The 26062-nt window shown below is 41.2% G+C and carries 28 protein-coding genes and 1 riboswitch; of the genes, 25 read left to right on the plus strand and 3 right to left on the minus strand.

From position 1 onward, the window contains the following. Positions 1–234 precede the first annotated feature (234 nt). From lpdA to U2P91_RS11745, 7 genes are all read left to right on the plus strand, one after another. Complete coding sequence (gene lpdA / locus U2P91_RS11715; protein WP_322519686.1) at positions 235–1620, plus strand: dihydrolipoyl dehydrogenase; 1386 nt, start codon at positions 235–237, stop codon at positions 1618–1620. A gap of 108 nt (positions 1621–1728) precedes the next feature. Further along, positions 1729–3444 carry an arsenical pump-driving ATPase gene (arsA, locus tag U2P91_RS11720; protein WP_322519687.1) on the plus strand — a complete coding sequence of 572 codons (1716 nt, stop codon included), beginning with the start codon at positions 1729–1731 and terminating at the stop codon, positions 3442–3444. Positions 3445–3513: 69 nt separating this feature from the next. Then, the gene (locus U2P91_RS11725; RefSeq protein ID WP_111886464.1) at positions 3514–3792 is read left to right on the plus strand and encodes a hypothetical protein; all 279 of its coding nucleotides are present in this window, start codon (positions 3514–3516) and stop codon (positions 3790–3792) included. 57 nt (positions 3793–3849) lie between these two features. After that, positions 3850–4215: an arsenite efflux transporter metallochaperone ArsD gene (arsD, locus tag U2P91_RS11730; protein WP_111886465.1), complete on the plus strand. Its 366-nt coding sequence runs from the start codon at positions 3850–3852 to the stop codon at positions 4213–4215. Positions 4216–4419: 204 nt separating this feature from the next. After that, positions 4420–4779, plus strand: a complete 360-nt coding sequence (locus tag U2P91_RS11735; protein WP_111886466.1) for an ArsR/SmtB family transcription factor — start codon at positions 4420–4422, stop codon at positions 4777–4779. Positions 4780–4882: 103 nt separating this feature from the next. Next, positions 4883–5899, plus strand: a complete 1017-nt coding sequence (locus U2P91_RS11740; RefSeq protein ID WP_111886467.1) for a radical SAM protein — start codon at positions 4883–4885, stop codon at positions 5897–5899. A gap of 305 nt (positions 5900–6204) precedes the next feature. Then, positions 6205–6726: a PadR family transcriptional regulator gene (locus U2P91_RS11745; protein WP_322519688.1), complete on the plus strand. Its 522-nt coding sequence runs from the start codon at positions 6205–6207 to the stop codon at positions 6724–6726. A gap of 42 nt (positions 6727–6768) precedes the next feature. Here U2P91_RS11745 and U2P91_RS11750 read toward each other — a convergent pair whose 3' ends face one another. Together U2P91_RS11750 and U2P91_RS11755 are read right to left on the minus strand one after the other, a co-directional pair. Continuing rightward, entirely contained in the window at positions 6769–8922 is a 2154-nt protein-coding gene (locus tag U2P91_RS11750; protein WP_322519689.1) for an HD domain-containing phosphohydrolase, read from the minus strand. A 213-nt stretch (positions 8923–9135) separates the two neighbouring features. Then, positions 9136–9408, minus strand: coding sequence for a zinc ribbon domain-containing protein (locus tag U2P91_RS11755; RefSeq protein ID WP_111886470.1), 273 nt, complete (start codon positions 9406–9408; stop codon positions 9136–9138). A 621-nt stretch (positions 9409–10029) separates the two neighbouring features. On the opposite strand from U2P91_RS11755, the gene U2P91_RS11760 reads away from it, so the two are divergent. Further along, the gene (locus U2P91_RS11760; protein WP_111886471.1) at positions 10030–10659 is read left to right on the plus strand and encodes a corrinoid protein; all 630 of its coding nucleotides are present in this window, start codon (positions 10030–10032) and stop codon (positions 10657–10659) included. Between the two features lie 32 nt (positions 10660–10691). After that, positions 10692–11672 (plus strand): uroporphyrinogen decarboxylase family protein, encoded by a 981-nt coding sequence (locus U2P91_RS11765; protein WP_322519690.1) that lies wholly within the window; start codon positions 10692–10694, stop codon positions 11670–11672. Positions 11673–11734: 62 nt separating this feature from the next. On the opposite strand, the gene U2P91_RS11770 is transcribed toward U2P91_RS11765, so the two are convergent. Beyond that, positions 11735–12385, minus strand: a complete 651-nt coding sequence (locus U2P91_RS11770) for a TetR/AcrR family transcriptional regulator (protein WP_111886473.1) — start codon at positions 12383–12385, stop codon at positions 11735–11737. Between the two features lie 251 nt (positions 12386–12636). On the opposite strand from U2P91_RS11770, the gene U2P91_RS11775 reads away from it, so the two are divergent. The 16 genes from U2P91_RS11775 (at position 12637) to U2P91_RS11850 (ending at position 26037) form a co-directional block, all read left to right on the plus strand. Beyond that, entirely contained in the window at positions 12637–13164 is a 528-nt protein-coding gene (locus U2P91_RS11775) for a flavodoxin family protein (protein WP_111886474.1), read from the plus strand. Then, entirely contained in the window at positions 13161–13814 is a 654-nt protein-coding gene (locus tag U2P91_RS11780; protein ID WP_322519691.1) for a hypothetical protein, read from the plus strand. Before U2P91_RS11775 ends, U2P91_RS11780 begins: the two co-directional genes overlap by 4 nt. A 146-nt stretch (positions 13815–13960) precedes the next feature. Beyond that, entirely contained in the window at positions 13961–14998 is a 1038-nt protein-coding gene (locus U2P91_RS11785) for a DUF4349 domain-containing protein (RefSeq protein ID WP_322519692.1), read from the plus strand. A gap of 12 nt (positions 14999–15010) precedes the next feature. Continuing rightward, positions 15011–15418, plus strand: coding sequence for a zinc ribbon domain-containing protein (locus U2P91_RS11790; RefSeq protein WP_322519693.1), 408 nt, complete (start codon positions 15011–15013; stop codon positions 15416–15418). Between the two features lie 178 nt (positions 15419–15596). Beyond that, a riboswitch (molybdenum cofactor riboswitch) is annotated at positions 15597–15719 on the plus strand. A gap of 126 nt (positions 15720–15845) precedes the next feature. Then, the gene (locus U2P91_RS11795; protein WP_162624363.1) at positions 15846–16343 is read left to right on the plus strand and encodes a hypothetical protein; all 498 of its coding nucleotides are present in this window, start codon (positions 15846–15848) and stop codon (positions 16341–16343) included. 89 nt (positions 16344–16432) lie between these two features. Beyond that, on the plus strand, positions 16433–17014 hold the full coding sequence (locus tag U2P91_RS11800) for a hypothetical protein (RefSeq protein WP_111886479.1): 582 nt from the start codon (positions 16433–16435) through the stop codon (positions 17012–17014). Positions 17015–17037: 23 nt separating this feature from the next. After that, entirely contained in the window at positions 17038–17802 is a 765-nt protein-coding gene (locus tag U2P91_RS11805) for a molybdopterin-guanine dinucleotide biosynthesis protein MobB (RefSeq protein WP_322519694.1), read from the plus strand. Next, positions 17799–18479, plus strand: coding sequence for a hypothetical protein (locus U2P91_RS11810; protein WP_322519695.1), 681 nt, complete (start codon positions 17799–17801; stop codon positions 18477–18479). Before U2P91_RS11805 ends, U2P91_RS11810 begins: the two co-directional genes overlap by 4 nt. Beyond that, positions 18472–19104, plus strand: a complete 633-nt coding sequence (locus U2P91_RS11815; RefSeq protein WP_322519696.1) for an ECF transporter S component — start codon at positions 18472–18474, stop codon at positions 19102–19104. The genes U2P91_RS11810 and U2P91_RS11815 overlap by 8 nt, the downstream gene beginning before the upstream one ends. Positions 19105–19174: 70 nt before the next feature. Next, entirely contained in the window at positions 19175–19858 is a 684-nt protein-coding gene (locus U2P91_RS11820; RefSeq protein WP_111889641.1) for an energy-coupling factor ABC transporter ATP-binding protein, read from the plus strand. A 56-nt stretch (positions 19859–19914) separates the two neighbouring features. Further along, entirely contained in the window at positions 19915–20580 is a 666-nt protein-coding gene (locus tag U2P91_RS11825; protein ID WP_322519697.1) for an ABC transporter ATP-binding protein, read from the plus strand. Then, the gene (locus U2P91_RS11830; RefSeq protein ID WP_162624365.1) at positions 20567–21304 is read left to right on the plus strand and encodes an energy-coupling factor transporter transmembrane component T family protein; all 738 of its coding nucleotides are present in this window, start codon (positions 20567–20569) and stop codon (positions 21302–21304) included. Before U2P91_RS11825 ends, U2P91_RS11830 begins: the two co-directional genes overlap by 14 nt. 53 nt (positions 21305–21357) lie before the next feature. Next, positions 21358–21867 carry a hypothetical protein gene (locus U2P91_RS11835; RefSeq protein ID WP_111886485.1) on the plus strand — a complete coding sequence of 170 codons (510 nt, stop codon included), beginning with the start codon at positions 21358–21360 and terminating at the stop codon, positions 21865–21867. A gap of 38 nt (positions 21868–21905) precedes the next feature. Then, positions 21906–23255: an FMN-binding protein gene (locus tag U2P91_RS11840; RefSeq protein ID WP_111886486.1), complete on the plus strand. Its 1350-nt coding sequence runs from the start codon at positions 21906–21908 to the stop codon at positions 23253–23255. Between the two features lie 8 nt (positions 23256–23263). After that, on the plus strand, positions 23264–24727 hold the full coding sequence (locus U2P91_RS11845) for an alkaline phosphatase family protein (RefSeq protein WP_322519698.1): 1464 nt from the start codon (positions 23264–23266) through the stop codon (positions 24725–24727). A 287-nt stretch (positions 24728–25014) separates the two neighbouring features. Continuing rightward, positions 25015–26037 carry a molybdopterin-binding protein gene (locus U2P91_RS11850; RefSeq protein ID WP_111886488.1) on the plus strand — a complete coding sequence of 341 codons (1023 nt, stop codon included), beginning with the start codon at positions 25015–25017 and terminating at the stop codon, positions 26035–26037. Positions 26038–26062 lie beyond the last annotated feature (25 nt).

Below are 26062 nucleotides of genomic sequence, written 5' to 3' on the forward strand. Positions count from 1 at the left end.
CTTAGTCGTTTCTTTTATCATAGACGCTAATGGTAATTTCGTCAATAAAATTAACAGGTAGAATTTGGGTTGATTAAAATTCTGACGCTACGAATCGGTTTGGAAAAGGGGCAAAAAAATTACGGTTGACAAATTGGCACGAAAACGATATCGTATGAATAAAACATCATATGAAGGTGCGGTTGTTTGAGTTGTATGAAAACAAAACGATCAGATAACCAAAGAGGAGACACAATGAAAATTACGGTTATTGGTGCGGGTCCGGGTGGTTATGAAGCCGCTATTATGGCAGCTAAATTAGGTGCAGAAGTGACAGTTATTGAGAAAAAGGAGGTTGGTGGCACATGCCTTAATATCGGTTGTATTCCAACCAAGACATTGTTGGCTTCGGCAGATGTTTTGACAACTTCAGTAGAAGCCGAAAAGTTTGGGGTCTTTAATGATCATACGACTGCTAATTTAGAACAAATTATTGAACGAAAAGATAAGCTGGTTTCTGGTTTAGTGAAGGGAATTGAATTTCTTTTTGAATCAAATGGTGTTAATCTGGTTCGCGGGGTCGGCAAACTAATCGATGCTAAAACGGTTGAAGTTGCACGGAGTGATGGCGAAGCGCTAACACTGGTAAGTGATAAAATACTATTAGCAACGGGGTCAGTCCCGATCTGTCCGGAAATGTTTTGTTATGATGGTGAGAAAGTGATTACCAGTACGGAAGCGCTGTCTTTAAAAACGCTGCCAAAATCGATGATTGTCGTAGGGGGAGGCGTCATCGGGTGCGAACTGGGACAGTTTTTTAGTCGCTTGGGGACGAAAGTAACAATTGTCGAAATGGCCGACCAGATTTTAAGTGCCGAGGACGAGAGTGTAGCAAAACAACTACTGCGGCAGTTTAAACGGGAAAAAATAAAGGTATTGACCGCCAATGGTGTTACGGATGTGAAGATTCAGAATTCCGGGGTGTCAGTGACATTAAAAAAGGGTGAACGTTTAGAAGCTGAAATAATGCTGCTTTCGATCGGTCGATCCAGTTTTTCAAAAGGACTTAACCTGGAAGAATTAGGAATTAAAGTTGATTCTAGAGGTCGGATCGAAGTCGATGAGTCACTAGAAACCAGTGTAAAAGGAATTTATGCCGTAGGGGATCTGATTAATACACCTTATTTAGCTCATGTCGCTTCTAAGGAAGGCATTATCGCCGCAGAAAATATGTTGGGGAAAAACAAAACAGGCGTTCATAAAGCGATCCCCAGATGTGTCTATACCGATCCGCAAGTCGCCGCGGTCGGTTTAACGGAAAAAGAAGCACAGATAAAGGGCATCAATTATAAAACGGGTAGTTTTGACTTCAGATCACTGGGAAAAGCCCAAATCATTGGTAAAATCCAGGGACAGGTTAAAATTATAGTGGATGACAAAGATGTAATTATTGGTGCTTCAATTATTGGACCTGAGGCGACCGATCTTTTAGCCGAGTTAACCATGGCCGTACATCTTGGTTTAACGGCAGAAGTGCTTGCTGATGTGATCCACCCACATCCAACCCTGTCCGAAGCCATTATGGAAGCGCTGCATGATGTGCATGGAAAATCAATTAATAAGGTCTCGATGCGGTTTTAAAGGGAGATCTTAAATTACTAAAGAACACTTGACATGTTCACATGAAAGAGTTATCATATGAATACAAGAACATATGAATTCTTATTCATATAAGAAAGAAGGCCCTTCATGTATAAAAATTTTACACCTGATCATGTTAACTTAACAAAATATTTATTTTACACTGGCAAAGGCGGTGTCGGCAAAACCTCCACCGCCTGCGCAACAGCAGTGAGTCTTGCCGATCAAGGGAAAAAAGTATTTCTTGTCAGCACCGACCCGGCTTCTAATTTGCAGGATGTGTTTGAAACTGAACTATCCGGCCAAGGGGTTCCCATTAAGAACGTTCCTAATTTAATGGCTGCCAACCTGGATCCCATCGAGGCCGCTGAAGAATATAAGGAATCTGTCGTCGGACCATACCGGGGTAAATTACCAGATGTAGCGATTGCCAGTATGGAAGAGCAACTGGCAGGATCTTGTACCGTTGAGATTGCCGCATTTAACGAATTTTCCCGATTCATCACTGATGAAAAAATGAGCAAAGACTATGATTATATTATCTTTGATACCGCCCCCACCGGTCACACCCTCAGAATGCTTCAATTACCATCAGCCTGGGACAGCTTTATTGATGACAGTACCCATGGTGCTTCCTGTCTGGGGCAGCTATCCGGTTTAACCGAACAAAAGAAAATGTATGAAAAAGCCGTGCGAACCCTCTCTGATGGTGATATGACAACCTTGATTCTAGTTTCACGACCGGAACCATCGCCGCTGGCAGAAGCAGCCAGAGCGTCTAAGGAATTAAAAGAAATTGGCGTTGAGAATCAAATTCTGATTATCAACGGAGCGCTGGAAAATTTTGACAAAACCGATGAAATTGCGACAGCCTTTTATGGCAAACAAAAAGACGCCGTCAAAAATATTCCCAATAGTTTAAAGACTCTGGATATTTATACCTTACCGCTTCGTGCCTATAACGTTGCCGGGGTTGATAATATACGCCGACTATTCACCGAAGATGATGTGATTGATGTTGAAAAAGTTCAGGAAACAATTGACTTGCCTGGTTTGGAAAAACTGGTCAAAGATATGTACGATTCAAATAAAAAAGTGATCTTCACCATGGGTAAAGGTGGCGTTGGTAAAACGACTATCGCAGCCGCTATAGCACTGGGACTCTCAAAAATGGGCAAGAAGGTCTATCTAACCACCACCGATCCAGCCGGGCATATCAGTGCATCAACTATGGGTGGTGAAAACATTAGTGTCAGTAATATTGATGAAGCCGAAGAATTGCAAAAATATCGTGATGAGGTCGTTGGAAAAGCCAAAGCAGCGAATATGAGTCAAGATGACATTGATTACATTATTGAAGATTTAGAATCTCCTTGTACCCAGGAAATTGCCGTATTTAGAGCTTTTGCAGAACAGGTAAAAAAAGCTGAAGATGGAGTAGTTGTGATTGATACGGCACCAACTGGTCATACCTTGCTGCTCCTTAACTCGACTGAGAGCTATCATAAAGAAATGGAACGATCCAATGCAGATATTCCGGATTCAGTTGTTAATCTTTTACCACGATTGCAAAATCAGGCCGAAACGGAAGTGGTGATTGTAGCTCTACCAGAAGCAACACCAGTTTTTGAAGCACTGCGCTTAGAAGCAGATTTAAAACGTGCTGGTATTATGAATAAGTGGTGGGTTATGAACGCCAGTTTATTGGCCACCGACACCAAGGACCCATTCTTACGGGCACGCGCCAATAATGAAGAAAAATGGATCAAGCGAATTGCAAAAGATACTAAAGGAAACTATGTGGTTATTCCCTGGAAAAAATAAACAAGTCTGTTTCGACAGATCGACGAACAAGTTGAATTAATTAAAAATAAAACTAAGAGGAGAAACAAAATGATTATTACAGATGAAGCAAAAGTGGTATTAGAAGAAATGTTAAAAGAAGGCGGTCAAGATTCACTCCAGGCATCCCTGCAACAGGGTTGTTGTGGAACATCCCTTTATTTTACTTTTACCAATAAAAAAGCAGATGATCAACCAGTGGTCGTAAATGGCATTAATGTGTTAATGGAAGGTGAAGCTGTTATTAAAACGAACACAGTTACGTTAAAAACCGATGATGAAGGCAAGTTGATTGTTGAGGACTCAGCTCAGAAATCAGGTTGTTGTTAATTTAAATGATTAAGAGCAGAGCTTTTTAAAAGGCTCATCTTTTAGAAGGAGAAGAAAATGAATAAAGTAGAAATATATGATCCGGCCATGTGCTGCTCAACAGGGGTATGTGGACCAGGTGTAGACCCCGAGTTGTTACGGGTTTCAGCCATATTAAATGTGCTAGAAGGTGAAGGAAAAAAAATTCTCAGATATGGTTTGTCTGAAGACCCAATGGCCTTTGTTGCTAGCAAGACAGTAAATGATTTAATTCTTAACGAAGGGGTTGAAGTGCTTCCGGTCACTATTGTCGATGGTGAAGTAAAAAGGAAAAAAGGATACCCTTCCAATACAGAATTGGCAACCTGGGCAGGACTATCTGAAGAAGAATTAGTGAAGCTGGTTGCGAAGGCTCAAACAGCTACGATAATCAAGAATGATTAACGGGCGCGTACCAGGTCAGAAAACCAATGAAAAAGGTCTGAAAAGCTTACGTTCATAGAGATAATATTCAAGGTGCAAATTTTGCAAGGGTTGTTTGGGTGTTGCCTGCAGGCAACTTAACTAACAACCCTTTGCTTTGATTTTTATAAATGAATCGTTGAAGTGGTGGCTTTAATAAAAGTTATAGATACAAGAGGTGAAAAAATGACAGTTGTTGAAATACTTAAGGTTTTATCAGATACGAATCGCCTAAGAATTCTGAATTTATTATACGTTCAGGAGCTGTGTGTTTGCGAGTTGGAATACTTATTGGGAATCTCTCAATCTAATCTTTCAAAGCATCTCAGATTGATGAGTGATGCTGGTTTTTTGGAAAGTCGTCGGCAGAACAAATTTGCCTATTATAAAATAAAGGCGTCCGTTTTTTCTGAGCATCCCTTTCTGACAACTATTTTTGAGACGGAATTAAATAAAGAAGAATTTTTAATGGAAGAAATAAATAAATTAAGTCATTATCAGAAGAGTGAATTAACCTGCCATAGTATAACAGCGTTGATAGTATAAAAAATGAGGTAACGCTAACTATTGTGTTTAGGAAAGTTAGACCTGTCCGGTGACAGGTGTTGTGCTTGGGGGAGACTGTGGTTAACAAAAAGCGAGGTATAATATGGAACTTAAACGGCTATATATTGAGCTCACAAATCGATGTAATCTGAATTGTGAGATGTGTTTTAGGCATACCTGGGACACCATTGAAGGGGATATGGATTTGGAACTATTAAAGTCCATTCGTGAACAGGTAAAAGAGTTTGGGTCACTTGAAGAAGTTTTTTTTGGCGGGATCGGTGAACCGACGGTGTACCCACATTTTAAAGAAGCCGTTGAGTTATTTGATGGTTATAAGCTTTTAATGACCAGTAATGGGATTATGACAGAAGAAAATGCGAAGTTGATCTGTGAAAAATTTAATGAGGTTTATTTTTCAGCAGACCAGTATCACGAAGATACCCAGGGCGTCAAGGATCAACTAATCAATACCTTTGAAACAATCTCAAAGTATCATAAACAAACCCATTCATCCACTCCAAAGGTTGGTGTTGCCTATGTGATGACAAAAAGTAATAAAGAAGCCTTGTTTGAGATCATGGATATGATGAGGCACTATGGTTTTCATCGGCTGTCGCTATCGCATCTGCTACCGATCAACGAAAAAGATACAAATGATATTTTTTATAATCGATATGAAAATGCTGAAGGTAAGGCTTATTTAGAAAAAATATTTACCTATCGCGATATTAAAATAAATATTCCGGATATGGAATTAAAAACTGAACGACGCTGTACCTTCATTGACAAAGGTTATGTCTATATTGACACCAAGGGCGAAGTGATGTCCTGCTACCGTCTGGCCAACAGTTATGATGAGTACGTCTTTGGGGACAAAAAAAGAGTGATTAAACATTCATTTGGAAATGTAAGTGAAAAATCCTTAAAAGCGATTATCGAAGGCAAAGAATATCAGGATTTCTGGAACACAGTTTACAATAATCAATATCCATCCTGTATTGACTGTGATCTCCGCGGTGGATGTAGCCTGGTAGAAGACACCAAATACGACTGCAATTTCAATACGCCATCCTGTGCCGACTGTCTATGGGTTCGAAATTTCGTCCGCTGTCCATAGGAGTATAAAATCTAAATGAGTAAGGAAGTACTGTAAAAGCGAACTGAGCGCGATACAGTACTTTTCTGTATTTAATAAAAATTTGTGTAAAAACTATTGACATATAAAATAAATATTATACAATTGCTTATATCGAAACGATATACTTAAAAAACCAGAATAATTATTGGTCTGGTGTACAGATTATTTTGAGATAATGGATTATTAAGAGGGTAATAGCAACTAAAAAGAAAGTGATGATGCACTAAAGGTATGATCAGGTGGATCGCATTGAAAAAGAAAGAGTGTGCTGAAAGAAGGGTGTTATGTTAGAATTTGCAATCCTTGGTTTCTTGTTGGATCGGGATATGACCGGTTATGATATCAAACAAATGATGGTCTTGCGGACATCAAATTTTATTGATGCCAGTTTTGGTAGTATTTATCCAATGCTTAAACGATTGGAAAAGATTGGACTGATTACTTTTTCTGAAATTGTCGAAGGTAACCGGTTTAAAAAAATGTATACCATAACGCAAAAAGGACGCGAACATTTTATCGAATGGCTGCAAACACCCTGTACATTTTCTCCTTTTAATCAGGAATTTTTGGCAAAACTGTTTTTTTACAAACATTTAAAGAAAAATGATGCGATCCTAAATATCGAACTTTTTAGAGGGACAGTCCAGGATGCTATGGAAAAACTGTCGGAAATTGAAAGAACAATCGGTGATGGGATGGACCCTTTTGAATACGCCAGTCTTTCGTTTGGTCGGACCTATTATGAGATGGTTTTGAACTGGCATGAAAAACTCATTGATGATTTAAAAAATACCTCATTGGAATAAATGGGTAAAATTAACCGTACATCTTCTAACGATGTACGGTTTTTATAATTCATTATTATTTTCTGAGACAATACGCAAAAAAACATCAGCGACTTCTGGATCAAACTGGGTATGTTTGCCATTAATGATTTCTTGAATGGCGGCCTCAAGTGTTAGCGGTTCTTTATATGGTCGGCCATAAGTCATCGCATCAAAAGCATCGGCAACAGCGATGATCCGGGCTTGCAAAGGGATTTGATTGCCGGATAAGCCTTTGGGATAACCTTTGCCATCATATCGCTCGTGATGAAAGAGAATAATATTGGCGAGCGGAGCGTAATCATTGAGCGAACTTAAGATGCTGTAACTGATTTCCGGATGCCTGTGAATTTCCATCCATTCAAAATTAGTTAGTTTATCAGACTTATCCAAAATCTCATTACCAATGGCAATTTTCCCAATATCGTGAAGAGTACCTGCCGTTTTCAACTCATTAATCTCTTCATTTGTCATTCCCAGCTCGGTTCCGATAAGGCCGCTAATTTTACTCACCCGCTCTGAATGTTCCTGTTCACGGGGAAGCTTTTCATAAAGGGTCTTCATAATAAATTGAATAGCTTCGTTACGGGTGCTGCTGCGTTCGGAAATTTTGTATTGATACATCTTGTTTTCAGCAGCTTTAAAGACCTCGTCAATTTCCTCATCCGGAGTATTTTTAACACCCCAGCCGCTGGAAATAGAGATATGACCTGCTTCGAGATTTTCTTGGCTTAGCGCTGTATTGATCCGTTTCGCCAGTTCTTTGGCCTCCTTGATAGTCGTCTGGGGAAGTAGGATAACAAACTCATCACCGCCAACACGGGCGATAATATCGTCGCTTCTCGCTTTTTCTTGCATGATCTGGGAAACTTTTTGAAGTAGTCGATCCCCAGCCAGATGTCCAAAGGCATCATTGGTTAGCTTTAATCCGTTGACATCAAAAATAAGCAGCGATAAAGGCAGATTTCGTGGGGTATTTAAGCGTCTTAGTTCTTCATCAAAAAAACGACGGTTGTATAAACCGGTAAGGTGATCGTGAAAGCTTAAGTATTCAATTTGCTCCTGCTTCTCTTTTTTATCAGAAAAGTCCCGAAAGACAATAACAACTCCGGTAATATGACCATCCTGATCTTTGATTGGGGCAGCACTATCCTCGATGGGAATCGTCAGGCCATCTTTAGACAAAAGCAAGGTATGATTGTTGAGTTCAATAATTGCTCCTGTTTCAAGAACCCGGGCGGCTGGGTTTTCACAGCTTTCCCGGGTATATTCATCAAGAAGACAAAGAACCTGATCAAGGGGTAAACCATAAGCTTCTTGCAAAGACCAACCGGTAAGTTTTTCAGCAACCTTGTTGATTAAGGTAACATATCCCCGTGAATCGGTAGAAATAACACCATCGCCAATGGACAACAGAGTCGTTCGAAAACGTTCCTTTTCGATAAAGAGTGATTTCTCAATAACTTTACGCTGGGTGATATCCTGAATACTGACCACAAATTTGAATGATTGATCGGTTTTAATACAAAAAAATTCGGCTAAAAACCAGCGTTCATCGGAAATCAGCGGAGATTTATATTCATAGTTTTGTTTTTTTTGAGTAGTATAAGTTTTTTTAAAAACGGATAAGATTTCATCAGAAATATCCTTTGAAAAAATAGCGGTGATATGACTTCCAATGATCTTATTTTTGGGCATAAAAAGCGTGGTTTCGTCATGGACGATGACATTCGTGAAATAATAATCGTCGCTGACCTCAAACACAATATCATGGAGGGTGGTAAGAAGCAGATTCTTCTCAGCCAAATCCTGCTTTTCTCTGGTGATATCATGAAATAAGGTGATGAAATAATTGGTTTCGGGAGAATAGACCTGAATCCGATACCATCGGTTTAAAGGCTCTGAATACTGTTCGATTTCATCCGCTCCGTTGTTAAGAGCAATCTCACCGTAGAAACGTATCCAGTTAAAGTCTGAATCCCTGATCTCTGGTAATATTTGTGTTAATGTCTTTCCGATGATCATTTGGCTTTGCAGTCCAGTTGCGGTTTCAAAGGCTTTATTAACCTCAATAAATTCATAATCTACAGGAACGCCTTGAGTATCACAAATAATTCGATGATACGCATAACCCACATGCAAATGCTTAATGGTTTCATGATAAAAATTATTTGCCATAATCCCCGACCTCCTATCCCAAAATTCATAGTTTTATCTGAGATGCGATCGCATTTTTTGCTCAGATTTTTGCAGAATTGAATCGCATTTATTTATATTCCTATTATGCATAATTTTAATAAAGAATACAATGATTTATTGATAAATTATGAACGATTTTAAGAATCGAAATACTTCATCGTGTTGTCATTTAATCGATGTCGGAGAAATTTATTACGATTTGAATTGTTTCCATCGCTTTAAGGTTGGGAAGAAGGCTTCCATTTCTTGCCTGGCTTCATCGGCACTAATCCCTGGTTTCTCTTTTAATAGGTAGGGAATACTCACCTCAATCATTCGTTCTTTTGTAATTTGCGACGTGAATTCACCGTTTTTATAACAATCGTCACAATAATCAAGGCTCCTGGTACCGTTTTTTTCAGTGCCATACAGTTTATTGGTTTCGCCCATCGGTTTTCCACAGCTTTGACATAGTTTTTCATTCATTGTCGTATCTCCATTCATTATTTAGAAATCTCGGTTTAGCTTTGCAGCACATTTGGTTCCGGAAACAATGACGTGGTGATTGTCTGTCTCAAGGCAAAGAATCGCCACACCAAGACCTTTGACTTGGATTTATTATACCCGGTGTTTCCATTTCAAAACAAGTGACGCGCTGGTGTGCATTAGAATACAGAGAAAATTAAGAAAACAAATTTACAAACCAACAATAAATGTGTACGGAAAAAAGTGATTCGTCTTAGAATGATCTAAATTGTAAAAGTAGGTGACATTATAATAAAATGAACTTAACAGTAAATTTAGAGCAAGAAGACAAAATAGCAGAAAAAACAAAATAATGATAAAAAAACAGAAATCATGTCGTAATTTGGACTAGAATTAAGGTTAAAACAGTATATTAATTAAAATATACTAAAAAATATTGACATTCATGTTGTATACGAGTACAATAAAGTTGGAAATAAAAAATAAATTACAATATTGATAATCGTTATGGCGGTAAATAAAAGATTCCATTTAGCGTATAATAAAGGTAATTACGAAACGGACTGCTTTAAATGCAGCGGATTCGTAATTATCAATTATAAAAATTAAAGGAGAAGTAATATGTCAAAACTTGAAGAAGTTAAAGCAAAGGTCGAAGCAGGAAAGTCCAAATTGGTTCCCGGTCTGGTTCAGGAAGCCCTGGATGAAGGTAATGCAGCAGCAGAAATTCTCCAGGCTATGGTCGATTCCATGGGTGTTGTTGGGGACAAATTCTCATCAGGAGAAATTTTCGTACCGGAAATGTTAATCGCGGCTAAGGCCATGTCAAAAGGCGTGGAAGTGTTAAAACCTCTGATGGCTGGCGACGGTTCCGCTTCTTTAGGTACTTGTGTAATCGGTACCGTAGCTGGGGATCTCCATGATATCGGCAAAAATCTGGTTTCGATGATGATCGAAAGTGCCGGATTTGATATGATTGATTTAGGTGTTGATGTACCCGCGGACACCTTTGTTTCGGCAGTTAAAGATAATGATAATGTGAAAATCGTCGCGTGCTCTGGCCTGCTGACTACCACCATGCCAGCTTTAAAAGAAGCCGTAGCAACCGTTAAAGCGGCTTGTCCGGATGTAAAAGTTATTGTTGGGGGGGCCCCGGTTACACCGGAATATGCTGCTGAAGTTGGCGCCGACGGATATGCGCCGGATGCTGGTAGTGCAGCTGTCAAGGCGAAAGAACTGGCTACGGCTTAATTTCATAAATATTTACAAGAGGAGAAATCAAAATGCTGACAAGAAGACAGAATCTGGTAGAGGTCATGAAGGGTGGTAACCCGGATCGCTTTGTAAAACAATACGAAGCTTTCGCAATGATGATGAAAACGCCAATTACACGAATTAAGCCACCAGTAGGTGGAGAGATTGTGAATGAATGGGGAGTTACCATTCGCTGGCCAGAAGGTCAATTAGGTGCCTTTCCGGTACATGATGAAGAACATATTGTGGTCAAAGATGTTACCAAATGGCGGGACTATGTAAAAGCACCTTCGGTTGAACAACCCGAGGAAAAATGGGCTGTTGCCATTGCTGAAGCCGAGGCCGTTGACCGAAATGATCAATATGTCACTGTTTTTGTGGCACCAGGAATTTTTGAGCAGGTTCATTATCTGATGAGCATGGAAGAAGCGTTAATGGCATATTACGAAGAGCCGGAAGCGATGCATGAGCTCATTGACTATATTGTGGAATTTGAACTTAAACTGGCGAAAGAGTTTATTGATCATCTTCATCCGGATGCAGTTTTCCATCATGATGACTGGGGCAGTCAGATCAATTCATTTATCTCTCCAGAGATGTTTGATGAATTCTTTGTTCCGGCCTATAAGAAAATCTATGGGTATTACAAAGACAATGGGGTAGAATTAGTCATACATCATAGTGACAGCTATGGTGCTAACCTGGTACCATCCATGATTGAAATGGGTATCGATATTTGGCAGGGCGTGATGACCACCAACAATGTCCCAGAACTGATTAAAGCGTATGGCGAAAAAATTACGTTTATGGGTGATATTGATAGCGGCGTTATTGATTTCCCGGGCTGGACCCAGGAAAATATTGCAGAAAAAGTGGAAACAGCGTGTCGACGATGCGGAAAACTATATTTCATACCTGGTGCCAGCCAGGGCCTGAACGTTAGTTCATTCCCCGGTGTTTACGAAGCAACGGATGAAGAAATTGATAAAATGACAAAAGAAATGTTTTAATTTAAAGGAGGTTTCATCCCATTTTAAATCTGGGTTGAAACCTCCTTTTTAGATGATAACAATTATTTATAGAGAAACTTAATTTGCCTGCAGTCAATGGTTTTAGCGATTTGGATACCCTTATAAAGAAGGGTGGTGACCGCATGTTGATCGATGCCAAGCAATCGGGGTAGAATTCCATTGAGTAAAAAGATCAATTCGTCAATCGAGTCATTTAAAGGTTTTTCAAAATAGTTCAGGAAATACTCGCGGCGTCCACCAAAATCAATAAAAAGTAAGTTATCGAATTCTCTTTCGCTGACGACTAAATTGTATTCTTTTATATAACCAAGGTAGGTGTTGCGGATGAAATCACCAGCAACACGATAGTTTGAGGCTTTTCTAAGAATTTCATAGTAAAACCGTCGATTGTTTTCATTGTTGAGAATCAGATCAAAATAGATATAACTCAAAGCCGCGTGATGAAGGATGGGATTTTCAAATCCATCAATTGTCAGTGCGTTTAGACATTTGTCAATTTGCTGGTAATAATCCAAATAGATCTCGTGGACAATCTTATCTTTTGTTTTAAAATAATAGGTAAAAAGACCAATGGGTGTATCAGCTGTTGTTACGATGTCTTTAATCTTTGTTTTTTCATAACCATGTTCATAAAAGCACTTTTTTGAAATTTCATAAAGATGGTTTCTTGTCTGGATACCTTTTTCGTACATTTTATACTCCTCGAGTCTTCAGGATTCAATCTGCTTACATCCTATCATATTTCGGTATAGATTTAAATCCAAAAAATTATAAATCAGATAAATTTTATGATTTTAATTTAAGTGGAAAGAAATAAAACAATTCGTCCCTTTAACTGATGACAATTGTTTCGGTTGACAATTTAAAATATATGTAATATATTACCTTTTAGAGAAGTGTGCTTTAACATCTGCTGTTATAAAATGAAGAAAAGAGGGCGATTATGATTACAATCTTATCAGATCATACAGAAGTTGGCGAAAGACTCAATAAAAAACTGAGGGATGGAAAAATAGAAACTGAATTTATTTCTTTAACTGATTTGGACGTGGGTCCATGTTACAGTTGTGGCGGATGTACTGATAAAACCTATGGACAGTGCATACATCGGGATGATGCCGATATTATTCTGCCAAAATTGATGAAAACTGATGTGTTGGTCATGGTAAACCCGGTTAAATGGGGAAGTTATTCATTTAAAATGAAACGTGTTTTCGATAAATGTGCTGTTATTGGAGATCGGCATTATTATTGTAAAAAGGGGGAGCTGGTTAAAGGAAAAATTGGTCGGGTTCACACTCTAGTAGCGATTGGTGTTAAGGATCAATGGAAGAATGACGAAAAAAGTGCTTTTAAGAACCTGGTTGTGGAAAACATCAAGATTATGAACATCAAGGGTAGTGTATATATGGTTGATGACAGCAACCTTAACGTTTGCCTTGAATCGGTAGTGGAGGGTTTAAACCAATGAAAAAAGCAGTTATAATAAACCTGAGTCCCAGAAAAACAGGGACAAGTATGATGCTGGCTAATCGTTGCCAGACGTTTCTTTCTTCTCGGGATTATCAGGCAGAAATACTGCATTTATATCCAAACTTAAAAAATTTAAATCCGTTATTGGTAGCTATTAATGACGCCCAGACGATTATCATGGTTGGTCCCAGCTACATTGATACTTATCCAGCCGATACAGTATACTTTTTAGAAGAGCTTGAAAAGAACCAGGACGTCCTCCATGGACAAGGTCTTTATGGGATTATTCAGGGCGGGATGCCCTATGTTCATACCCATGAATCAGGTCTGAACATGCTAGAACTGTTTGCCGGTGATTATGACCTCAGTTATAAGGGGGGATTTGTGATTGGCATGGGGGCAATGCTAAATGGTCAACCATTAGACAAACTATTAAATGGTAAAAAAGTTGAGCACGGGTTTGGACTTTTTCTGGAAAACGTGGCAAAGCAAGAAATCTCTCCGCCGAACCTATATCATCATGCCCAGTTAAGGATGCCGGGGCTGGTTTATTATTTAATGGCAAAAATGATGAATCGAAGAATTGATAAACAGCGTCGGGAAAAGGGGATTGGGGATCAGGCAAAAAGCCCCTATGAGAATCTTTAAATCAATGAGTCACAAAGAGAAGAGCAGGAGAATTAACGAACTGAAACGATAAAAAATAGTTTATGCATTTTTAGCGAAAATAAGGGTAAAAAGTAAAAAATAGATTAAATGACAAAATATCAGAAATTTACTTAGGAGGTGGATTCATGATTCAGGAAAACCCGAAAAAGAATCCGGAAGAAGAAAAATTAGGATGTTTGAGCCAGGAAAAACGCAGACGACTTAGTACCAAAAAAAATTACTTATGGGTTGTGGCGGTTAGTTTATGTTGTCTGGTGATGATCGTTGCAGGGGGGTGTTTTGGTGGCGCTATCCAGGAAAACAGTAAAACCGCAACCGATGAGTCCATGGTTTCTGATCAGACAAACGGTGAGATGGCAAGTGCGGTGGAGACAGTCGAGCCAGCGGCAAATGCCAGTGCACCTTTTGATGCATCAAAGATTATTTATAGCGGAAACATCAGTCTGAACACCGACGACTACCAAAGCACCTTTGAAAAAATTCGTAACTATGCGCAGGAATTGGGTGGATTTGTTCAGGATGCGGGATCGAACTATGCATCAGAACAGGCTGGCGTTCAAGCTAACTCAGGCTATCTTACCATTCGGGTGCCATCGGCGAAATTTTCAGAAGCGATGACCGAGATCCAGACATTAGGCAGTCCTATTAGTGCCAATGTCAGCAGCACCAATATTTCGCAGCAGTATCAGGACGTGCAGGCGCGTCTTAATAATCTGAAAATTGAAGAGGGACGACTGGTGGAGTATTTAAAACAGGCCATCAATATCACCGACTTGTTAGCGATTGAGAGTGAACTAAACCGTGTACGCACAGAAATTGACAGTCTGACCACCACGATAAAAAACTGGGATACCGATATGGCCTACTCAACGATTTATATTTCACTTTATGAAAAGAAATTATCCTCGTCAGTGGTAAGTTCCCCCTTTTCTGAAATATTTTCTAAAATAGCGGAAGGGTTTGTAACATCGATCAATTTAGTTCTTTATATCTTTGCCTTTCTGATCGTTTTAATTTTCAGGCTGATTCCATTTGCTGCCATTGCCGGATTAGGATTCTTTATTGGTGTAATGATCAGAAAGAAAATGAAAGAAAAGAAGCGTCGTCTCAAAAAAATCGAAACTATTGAACCGGAAGATACAAAAATAGAGGATAAAAAATAAGGAGGAAAGACAATGTTTTGTGAAAACTGTGGTAAACAAATTCCAGATGATGCAGCATTTTGTACCCATTGCGGAGCCAAACAATCAGGAAGTTCGGCACCATCCCAGACCGTAAGTACGGTACCAAAGCCCCAACCAGTCAGAGCAAGTCCACCACCACAACCGGTCGGAGCTACCGCGGGAGTGGATCTGATTACGATGGGACAGTACCTGATTATGTTTTTGATCACAGCCATTCCCATTGCCGGGATTGTGATGCTCTTTATTTGGGGATTTGGCAGTGAAACAGGCCCCAATAAAAAGAATTTTGCCCGGGCATATCTGATAATGATGGCAATTGCCATCGGCCTGGGAATTCTCATCAGCATTGTGATGGGGGCAATTATGGCATCCATTATGGGTTCTATGTATTACTATTAAGCAGCTATAACATACAAAAGAGATGCCTACGAGTTGGCATCTCTTTTGTGATTAGCACGTTATCGCGTGCGTTGTGTGAAGGATGGGTGAGAAGCGACTGTAAATTTATCAGGGCCATTAACAAATAGACATTGACAATTAAAGGCAAAAAAAATATAATAAAAATAATTAAATACGGAATGAAATTGCTTACTGATCTTAACTTCCTAAAATATTAGAATATTATGGAGGTTAAGACGTTAGGGTTTTGTTGGAAACGACAGGGCCTCCCACATTGGAAAAGTAAGAGAATTCATGTTTGCATCGAATTTTTTGTGGGTTTAGCTTTGCTGAGCCTTCTTTTTTTGCAAAAATTGTTTTTTTGTTTTTTCTGTTGGGATTTCTGACTCAGCATGCTTCCGTAAAAAAGAAAGTTCAGGAGGAAAAAATGAAAAAGAAGTTGTTAACACTGGCATTGGTGATGGTTTTAGGGGTTGGTCTGCTTGGTTGCAGTTCACCTGCGGCAGATTCAAAAAAAGAAGAAAACGCTTCCAAAACGGAAAGCCAGGAGCAGGTGGCCGAGTTTAGCATTACCCTGGAAGGGGTTGATGGAAAAACCCAGTTGACCCAGGCAGATCTTGCGGCTCTTCCTTTGGTTGAAAAAACCATAAAAATGACTAAAAAAGATGGCTCAGAAACAGGTGGGATTTTTAAAGGGTATGCCTTAAAAGACGTAGCCGAAAAATTAGGAGTCACCGATTTTACCAGCATCACGATGGAAGCATCAGATGGTTATTCCAAGCCCTATGATCAGGCGACGGTGGAAGCAGAGGATTCACTACTGACCATCTCACTTGACGGTGAAGAACTCGTCAGCGTAGTGGCAGGCAGTTTAGGTTCCAGCGCCTGGGTTCAAAACATCAGTAAAATGAGTGTTGTGAAATAATAAGAGATTAAGTGGGCAAAGTCACCTTTGCCTGCTTTGTTTTGTTTGGGGAGCGGTGCGGATTTTAGAATTAAAGGAGGGTTAAAAAGATGAGCAGAGAAACGCGTGATGATGACACCTTGGTTAATTTGAGTAACAAAAATTCTAAACGCAAAGAGCGGCTCAAACGATGGATCCTGCCACTGGTGATTCTCTCTTTAACCCTTTCTTCTGTTTTTCTGATTGCGATTAACAAAAGTCAGACGGAGCAGCGGTTGGGTGCTCTGGGGCAGGAAACTGTTAAAATAATAGTCGGTGATGAAATGGTTGCCCAGTTTAATCTTGACGAGGTCAAAGTACTGCCAAAGGTTTTGATTGATGAGGGGCTAAATACCAGTAACGGCAGAGAAGAGGTGGTCTTTGGCGGTTTGCTGTTAAAAGATGTGCTCGACACCACTAACTTTGACTACCATCAGTATAATACCGTAACCTATAAAGCCATTGATGGTTATGCGTCCCCCGGGACGGTGGCTGAATTGGACGCGGGTGGGGTCTATCTAGTCTATGAACGAAACGGGATTCAAAATACCGATAAAACTCAGGGTGGAACGGGTCCCATGGAAATTGTTATTACCGGTGAGACCTTTAGTTTGCGAAATTGCAAGTATTTAAGTGAAATATATTTCGAGTAAAATAATTACCATAAATGAGGTGCATGATGAAAGTAATGTCGGTAAGGGGATTGACCCATTCGGGAAAAACAACAGTGATCGAAACCATTATCAGAGGCCTGAGAAGAAGAGGCTATTCGGTGGGATCGGTTAAGGAAATCCACTACGAAGCCTTTATGATGGATCAACCGGGCACCAACACCGATCGTCATAAAGAAGCCGGTGCGCAACTGGTGACGGCTCTGGGGATGTATGAAACGGATATTCTCTATCAGGAAAAATTGCCGATCCGAAAGCTGCTGGCTCACTACGACTATGATTATGTGATATTAGAGGGTGTTGACGATCCAACAATCCCTAAAATTATCACCGGACATGATTGCGAAGGTCTTGAGGAGCGCTTAGATGACACGGTTTTTGCATTTTCGGGAGTTATTGCCGACAAACGTAAAGAATATCGAGGAAAAGAAGTGGTTCACTGCCTGAAGGAACCGGACCGTCTGGTTGATCTGGTTCAGCACTATGCGTTTGAGTTGTTACCTGGCTTTACAGAAAAGTGCTGTGGTTTATGTGGCACAGATTGTGCCGGTTTTTGTCGCCAGATTATTACAGGTGAGGTAAAAAGATCGGATTGTCCCCTTAAAGATGATGGGGTAACTCTAAAAATTAATGGACAAGCGATTGTAATGGTGCCCTTTGTTCAAAAACTCATTCAAAACGTCGTGCTCAGTGTGGTTTCAGAATTGGAAGGTTATGAAAAAGGAGCCGATATAAAAATACATATCGGCAGGCCGCAAGTGGATGAATGAGACTAATAAAAAACTATGAAGCTGGCACCTATGAGGTGATCAGGCAATTTAAAAGTAAGAAAAACCGGGTTCGACTGATTAAGATTTCAGATGGTGAACAGGTACTCGAACTGATCGAAAAGAAATTTGCAAAAACAGAATCCCTTGAAAATGAGTTGGCGATGCTAAAACGGCTGAGTGATATGGATTTTAGCGTAGCGCCGTGTCGGGGCCGGTTTGATCGGGTGCTTCTTTATGAATATCTTGAAGGTGTCACCCTTTGTGAAAAACTAGAAGTTGCAGAAGCGCAAGAAACAAGTCGTAGTGGTGATACAGTTATGCCTGGCAAGGAAATAATTGATCTTTTTAAAAAGACCATTGATTGGCTTAATCGACTGCATCAAAAAACTGGCCTGGCTTTTTACGACATTAATCTCAGAAATTTCATTATCCGTGATGGCACAGTTTATGCCATTGATTATGAAGATTTCCAGGCATTAACAGCGGCAGTTGATTATGGAAGACTGCTGGCCTTTACCCTAACCTACAGGCCCAGCTTTACCCAGTGGAAAAAAGCGCTAATCAGTGAACTGGAAGAATATCTAAAGAATCAGATCAAAGCGGATCTAGATGAAATTCGGCTGGAAAAAGAGAAAGAACTTGTGCGTATCAAGAAAAGGAGGGCTAAACTTGTTTGAGAAAAAATTTGAAAAGATGACCCTTTTTGATCTGGTCACCATTGCCATGATGTCAGCTCTGGGTATCGCGGTTAAGGTTGTTCTGGTACCCCTGGTACACATTATTACCGGTCCTTTTTTTATCCCGGGGGGTTCAATTTCCGGGGGAATCTATATGCTTTTTATTGTTTTAGGTGCCATGCTGGTAAAAAAAACCGGAGCGGCCTTTTTGGTTTGTCTGGTACAGGCCATTTTGGTAACCGTTACTGGCACGATGGGTTCTCATGGCATCATGAGTATGATGACCTATTTAATGCCGGGGATGGGGGTGGAAATTCTTTACTTCGTTATCGGAAAATATAAATATACCAAAGGTGGCTGTTTTAGTGCCGGGGTGGTTGCCAATGTGCTCGGTAGCTTTGGGGTTAATTTTGTCTTCTTCCGACTGCCGTTGATTCCGTTACTTTTGACCCTGAGTTTATCAGCCTTGTCCGGGGGACTGGGCGGACTGCTGGCCTACGCTATTGCGAATCAAGTCAATCGTCTCGGTTCGTTCAAGGTGCACGAGGCGGAGGAATCGCTTGATATTCGTCTTAGCGGTGATCCGGGACGAATCGATAAAGAGGAGAAGACCAACTGTGAATAAGGGGAAGGTACAAAAAAAGATCAAATCGATCAAAGTTGGAGACGAGATAGAAAGAAAATGGGAGGCAGCGATGAATCCGATTGAGGTCCACGATCTTTATTTTCGTTATCCTGGCTGTGATACCAATATTCTCCATGGACTGGATTTGAGTCTGAAAACAAATGAAATTTTAGCAGTCGCTGGTTATTCCGGCTGTGGTAAAAGCACCCTGTGTCATATCTTAGCTGGGATCATCCCCAAAACCATCCGGGGAAGAATTCAGGGTGAGGTGACCTTGTTTGGCGAATCGATTTTTGATATGCAAACACCCCGACTAGCCGAAAAGGTGGGAATTGTGTTTCAGGAACCGGATAATCAATTATTTTCTCCCACCATTGAGGCGGAGGTTGCCTTTGGACCCGAAAATCTCTGTGTCAAACGGGAGATTATTGGAGAACGGATCGCGGCGATGCTTCAGTTGGTCGGTATGGAAGAGTTCCGGTTTGAAACGCCCAACAATCTTTCCGGCGGGCAAAAACAACTGATTGCTCTGGCTTCAGTTCTTAGTATGGAGCCGTCGGTACTGCTTTTTGATGAGGCCTTGTCGCAGATCGATACCCGCGGCCGGGAGATGATCAAAGCGGTGATGTTACGCTTACGAGAAGCGGGGAAATCGATTATCATGGTCGAGCATGACTTTGACAATATGGACATTGCCGATCGCATCCTGGTGCTGAAGCATGGTCGGTTGATTCCTTACGAGGGCAGCTTGTAAATCGATCGATAAAAGTAAAACATATAAGTAAAGCATAAACAATGAACGGAGCCAGTATGGAGAGTTACATCAAACTTGCGGGAATAACCTATGCTTATCCCCGCAGTCGGTTTGCATTAAAAAACATCGATTTGTCGCTGAATCGGGGTGAAATTACGGGGATCACCGGCGAAAACGGATCAGGTAAAACGACCCTGGGGAAAATTATCATGGGCATTCTAAAACCTGATTCCGGAAGCATTGAGATTGATGGGGTGGACGGTAAGGCATTAAAGTTGTGTGAGCGGGGCGGAAAGATTGGTTATGCCTTTCAAAATCCGGATCGTCAGCTTTTTGCGGCCAGTGTCCAGGACGAAATCACGTTTCCCCTTGAAATTAAGGGACTCGATAAAAAAATCGCCCAAGAAAAGGCCGCTGTGCTGCTAAAACGGTTTGAGCTTAATCATCTCAAAGATCGGGTGCCGATGCGACTCAGCCGCGGTGAAAAACAGCGTCTGGTGCTGGCGGCAACCCTGGCCCAGGAACCCGGGTTTCTGATTTTAGATGAACCCGCAACGGGGCTGGATCGGGACCGCAAAAAAGCACTGTATCAATTAATGGAAGAATTCGCCGGGGAAGGCATTGGTCTGGCTGTGATTTCCCATGATCTGCAATTTATCAAGGATCATGCCAATCGCATTATCAAACTGGAAAATGGAGAGGTTGTGGATGATGGCTGCTAGAATCGATCCCCGGACAAAAATAGTCCTGGTCCTCTGTCTGACCTCGATGGTGCTGGTTGTCGAAAATCTGGCCTTTGTTGTGGGAATTGGTATCATTTCAATTGTCTGCGCCCTGCTTCTGGGGGTGGAGGTATTAATGCTGATCAAACGGTATCGGCGGATTCTGATTCTGATTTTGACGCTCTCCATTGTCCAGAGTGTATTTACACCGGACACGGAGGTATTGTTTGAGATATTGGGAATCCCGCTGCTCACAGCAAAAGGAATTGCTATGGGGGTTAAGACATTTGTCCGGATGCTGGTGATTCTGACTTCAGGGATTATTATGTCGACATCAAACTATCGGGAGACCATTCAGGGTCTGATTCAGTGGAAGGTGCCCTATAAGATTGCTTTTATGACCGCTTTGTCATTGCGGTTTATCCCCATTTTTACAGAAGAATTTCAGGATTCGATGGTCGCACTTCAGTTAAAGGGCGTTGATTTTACAAAGGTTCCCTTTGGTAAAAAAACTCAGATTTATGTCTATCTGATTACTCCCATCATTCTTTCGTCCTTAAAACATGCCGAAGAGATTGCCATTGCCATGGAAAGCAGGGCCTTTGGGGCTTATCCCAATCGGGTGGAATATCTGGTTCTTAAACTAAAAGGCTATGATTATGGGGTGATGATTGCGGCTTTTCTGTTAAGCATCATTTATGTATGGGTAGCTTTAATTATATAAAGCAAAGAAGGAAATTGACGAATAAATAATAAAAAAGAATAAAGGAGAAAGCAATGAAAAAGAGTATAAGTCTGCTTTTCGCTATGATGATGGTACTATTTCTGGCAGTGGGATGCAGTGGAACGGGAGAGAAATCATCCCAGGATGAGACGACATTTTCGGGAACTGCCCAGGTGCGGGTTTTTACCGCTGCGGGTGAGCAATGGTTGATTGATGACCAATTGATGTCGAGTGTGCCACTGGTGGCATTTGAAACGACCCAGGGGAAAAGTGGTGAAGAGTCAACAACCAATGACCATGTAGGAATCCTTTTAAAGGATATTCTAACAGAAGCCGGTGTGGATATAAGTTCGGTTAATCAGATCACCTGTACCTCACTGGACGGTTTTTCAAAGGTCTACAGTAAAACCGATTTGGAAGATCCGGAAAAACTGTTCTTGACCTTTGCAATGGATGGTGAAAATTTGACCTTTGAGAATCAGGATTGTTTTTTTATCGTTGCCAGGAATGAAAGTTTCAAACAAAACTGGACAAAGTTCTTAAAAGAAATAAAAATTAACTAATATAAGAAGAGTGCTTGATAAGAGAAAGAGAGGGAAAAATGAAAAAGGGTTATATCGGGGTGCTTGCTTGTCTGATTGTGGTTATGTTAGCGGGCTGTACCAGTGGTGTTCATTATGAAGCAGGTAGTTATGTGGGGTCGGCTCAAGGGAAAGATGGTCCCATCAAGGTAGAAGTAACCTTTTTAGAAAACAAGATAGAAGCAATTAAGGTCGTTTCTCACAAGGACGATCCGGAGTATGCAACCAGTGCGGTAGACGGGATGCCGGAAATCATTATCAACAAACAACGTCTGGATGTGGATGCTGTTTCAGGGGCGACTCTGACCAGCCGTGGTATTATTGGTGCAGTGGCTCAATGTGTGACCGACGCCGGAGCTGACCCGCTAAAGTTGGGCTATGCATCCGTGGATAAGAAAACCGACGGCCAGGAAGTAGTGATTACCGGTCTGGCACAAGAACAGATTATTACTGGCGATGAGATCAAGGCCATGACCCCTGTGTCCTTCGATGCGGTGGCTGTGGATGCCAGCGGGACCGAAACCCCCACCACCGGGATAGGCGTCAGATTAGAGGACATTCTGGCCCAATATGGGGCATCGCAAAAGAACTTTGATGCCATTGTATTAAATGCCACGGATGGTTACGCTATTGAAATCCCCCGTGATGTTTTGGCCATTCGGGATGTGATTATTGCTTATGAAATTAATGGTACCGCCACTGATCTACGAACCGTGGTGCCAGATGAACGGGCCATGTATTGGGTGAAATTCCTCAATAAAATTGAGCTTAAAGGTTTGGTAACCCAAATAGAAACTAAAAACCTGGCGATGATGGAAACGGCTCTGCTTTTGTGCACACCAGAAGAATATAAGTATTATGATGCCATCGATCAGGCTGTTCCCACGAGTCAACTGCTTGAAAAAACTGGCGGTCTTAAGACCGATACAGTGGAGGTAGCCGGAATAGATGGATGGGCCAGAACGGAGACCTATGATCTCTATAATAATCAGTATCTTAAAACGACCGGAGAGGATGCACCGATGTTTATCGGCCCGGATCTTCCTGAAGGGATGCGGATGAAGGACGTGCTCTATAATAAACTGGGTGAAGATTTGATTTTAAGTGTTACCAACGCCGAGCAAAAATATGGGACTATTACTATCAATGGTCGGACCGGAGTCGCCATTGAAAAAATCTTTCAGGAGCTAAAAATAGCAGAAGCAGCCAGGTACAAGCTGATCGGTTCGGATGGCTATGAAGCAGAGATTTCTCTGCAAGATTTAAAGTCAGGAATGCTCACCCTTTCTGAGAGTGGTGTTGACACCGTTTTCGAAACACCGGAAGCAGCATCGGTAAAAGGTCTACTGTTTATTAAAGCACTTCAGTAGGTGACGGGATGAAAACCCATGTAAGAAAAATTCAGATCATCGTTTTTTTGATTCTGCTCATGGTTATTCTTTCGGGATGTGATTATCAGGGATTGGGCGGTGAGTACCCTGAAAGCTTTAGAATCAGCGGGGATGTGGAGACCCCGCTGACTGTCAATACGATGATGGGATATCCCATCATGCGAGTTACCCGAGATGAAAATAATTATACTGCCATTGCCTTAAAACAGGTGATTGACGAAGCAGTCCCCAGGTCAAAGAGCTATGATCTGCTGTTAATTGGCGAAGATGGTTTGTCCTCCAAAATAAGTGGCGCTGATCTTAGTGGTTGTCATTTGAGTTATTCAAGTCGTTATGACTGGGAACTGATCAATACCCTCCATCCCATTTCCAGTCAGATTAAAAATCTGAGCACCATTATTGTTATTTCCACTGATTTAGCAGATGATAAACAGGCGATCGGAATTGATGACCAGCAGGGATATCGACAAACAAGTGCCGGGAATCTTTTTCTTGAGGGCTTTACCGAAAAACGAATTTTTGAAGGTCAGTCTGAATTAAAGGGCAGAACCGTTACCGTGTATACGACCCACAAGCAGATTTTACCCGAGCAACTTCTTAATTACCAGACCGAATTTGCAGTGTTTGGACGGGATGGTAGCATCAAATTTGATAAAAAAAGCGATAAGAACTATTTTGAAATCAGCGAAACCACGATCAGCTTTACCGCTTCGGATCTTACAACCATCGATGATGTTGCTGGTGTTTTAGCTGATCCGCCTCGGGTTTCAATTACAGATGTGGCTTCGGATACCATCCATCAGCTTGACAAAGGAAATAATGTGATGGTTATTGAACTCGACGGTCTGAGCTGGACGATGCTAAAAACAGCAGGTGAGCAGGGAAAAGCACCCTACTTGTCCAGTTTGACCGCCCAGCAGGCCTTATCTGTCTATCCGCCGATTTCTCCGGTCGGACTGGCGGCGATGATTACCGGAACGCTTCCAAGCAGCAATGGGATTAAAGACCGGGAAGTCATGGATTTTAACGGAATGGATATTTTTGAGAGAGCCCTGACTCTGGGTAAAACGGTGGCCTACATTGAAGGCGACATCAAAATGCTCAATACTTCCATCGAGCCGGTCCTTTCGGTTAACGAGGGCGATCAGGATAGCCAGGTTTTTAAAAATTCTCAAAAGGCGATTACAGAGAAAAACCAACTGATCTTCACGCATTTCCACAGCATTGATGATGATGCGACCACCTATGGCCCATATTCTCAGGAGGCAATCGAGCAGATTTTCCAGGTGGATAGGATGGTTTTGGAACTGACCCGAGAATTTAAGGGAACGGTTATTATTACCGCTGACCACGGGCTCCATCCTACCAGTTCAGGGGGAAGCCATGGCAGGATCTGTTATGAAGATATGCAAGTGCCCTATATCGTGATTAAAACCGAACCGGTATCATAAAAGAGATTGGTTAGCAGGCTAATCAATAATTGAGCAATAAGAAAAAAGAGATTTCGGTGTTGTTAGAATGAGCAAACAAGCCAACTTTTAATCGCTCTAAAAACGAACAAATGATCAAATAACGAACGTTAGTTAAAAAGTAAACGCTCAAAATAAGCACAAATACAAATCCATGATTTTTAAAAAGCCCATAAATTGGGCTTTTTTTAATTTGGCACGATTATTGCGTTATTAATTGGTGTCAGACTGACAACGAAGACAGATATCAAACAAATGGAGGAAATACAATGAAGGTAGTACCTGTTCGGGAATCAGTGGGAATGTTTTTGGCTCATGATATGACCCAGATCATCCCCGGGGAGTTTAAAGGCGCAGCATTTAAAAAAGGGCACATTGTCAAAGAAGAAGACATTCCCCGATTAATGAACATGGGAAAAGAACATATTGCCATTATTGAGTATGGTGATGGAACAATCCATGAAGATGATGCGGCACTACGATTGGGACAGGCAGCAGCGGGTAGCGGTGTGGAATATGTAGGTGCTTCTGAAGGTAAGGTGACGATGACAGCAACTCGAAATGGATTGCTTAAGATCAATGTTTCGGTACTTCAGGAAATAAACGAACTGGGTGAAATGATGATGGCCACGCTCCATACCGATACGATGGTGGCAAAGGGAACCCTGGTCGGATCGACCCGGATCATTCCGCTTTCTATTGAAAATGAAAAACTGATTACGATGGAAAAGTTATGTGCAAGTAGTAAACCGATTGTAGAAGTGCTGCCACTGAAAAGATTTAAAGTGGGCGTTGTGACCACCGGTAATGAGATTTTTTATGGTCGGATTGAAGACAAGTTTGGAGATGTAATCAGAGAAAAGTTCGCGGAACTTGATTCCTACGTATTTAAACAAGTGTTTTCCCGGGATGACTCGGATATGATTGCCCAATGTATCCTTGATTTAATCGAAGAAGGGGCAGACATTGTTACCGTAACCGGTGGAATGTCAGTGGATCCGGATGATGTAACACCAGAGGGGATTAGGAAAACAGGAGCCAAGTTTGTCTCCTATGGTGCACCAACCTTGCCCGGAGCCATGTTTTTGCTTTCATATCTGGGGGATATTCCCGTTTTGGGATTACCCGGATGTATTATGTACAGCCGCCGGACGGTGTTTGATCTGGTGGTACCTAAATTGATGGTCGGCGAAAGATTAACTCCCAAAGACATCTCAAAGTTGGGACACGGCGGACTATGTTCCACCTGTCCGGACTGTCATTATCCCAATTGTGGATTTGGAAAAGGTTGATCTTTGCATCCATATAGTAACTTTT

It is taken from the genome of Acetobacterium sp. K1/6 (genome assembly GCF_034438075.1).
Taxonomy (GTDB): domain Bacteria; phylum Bacillota; class Clostridia; order Eubacteriales; family Eubacteriaceae; genus Acetobacterium; species Acetobacterium carbinolicum.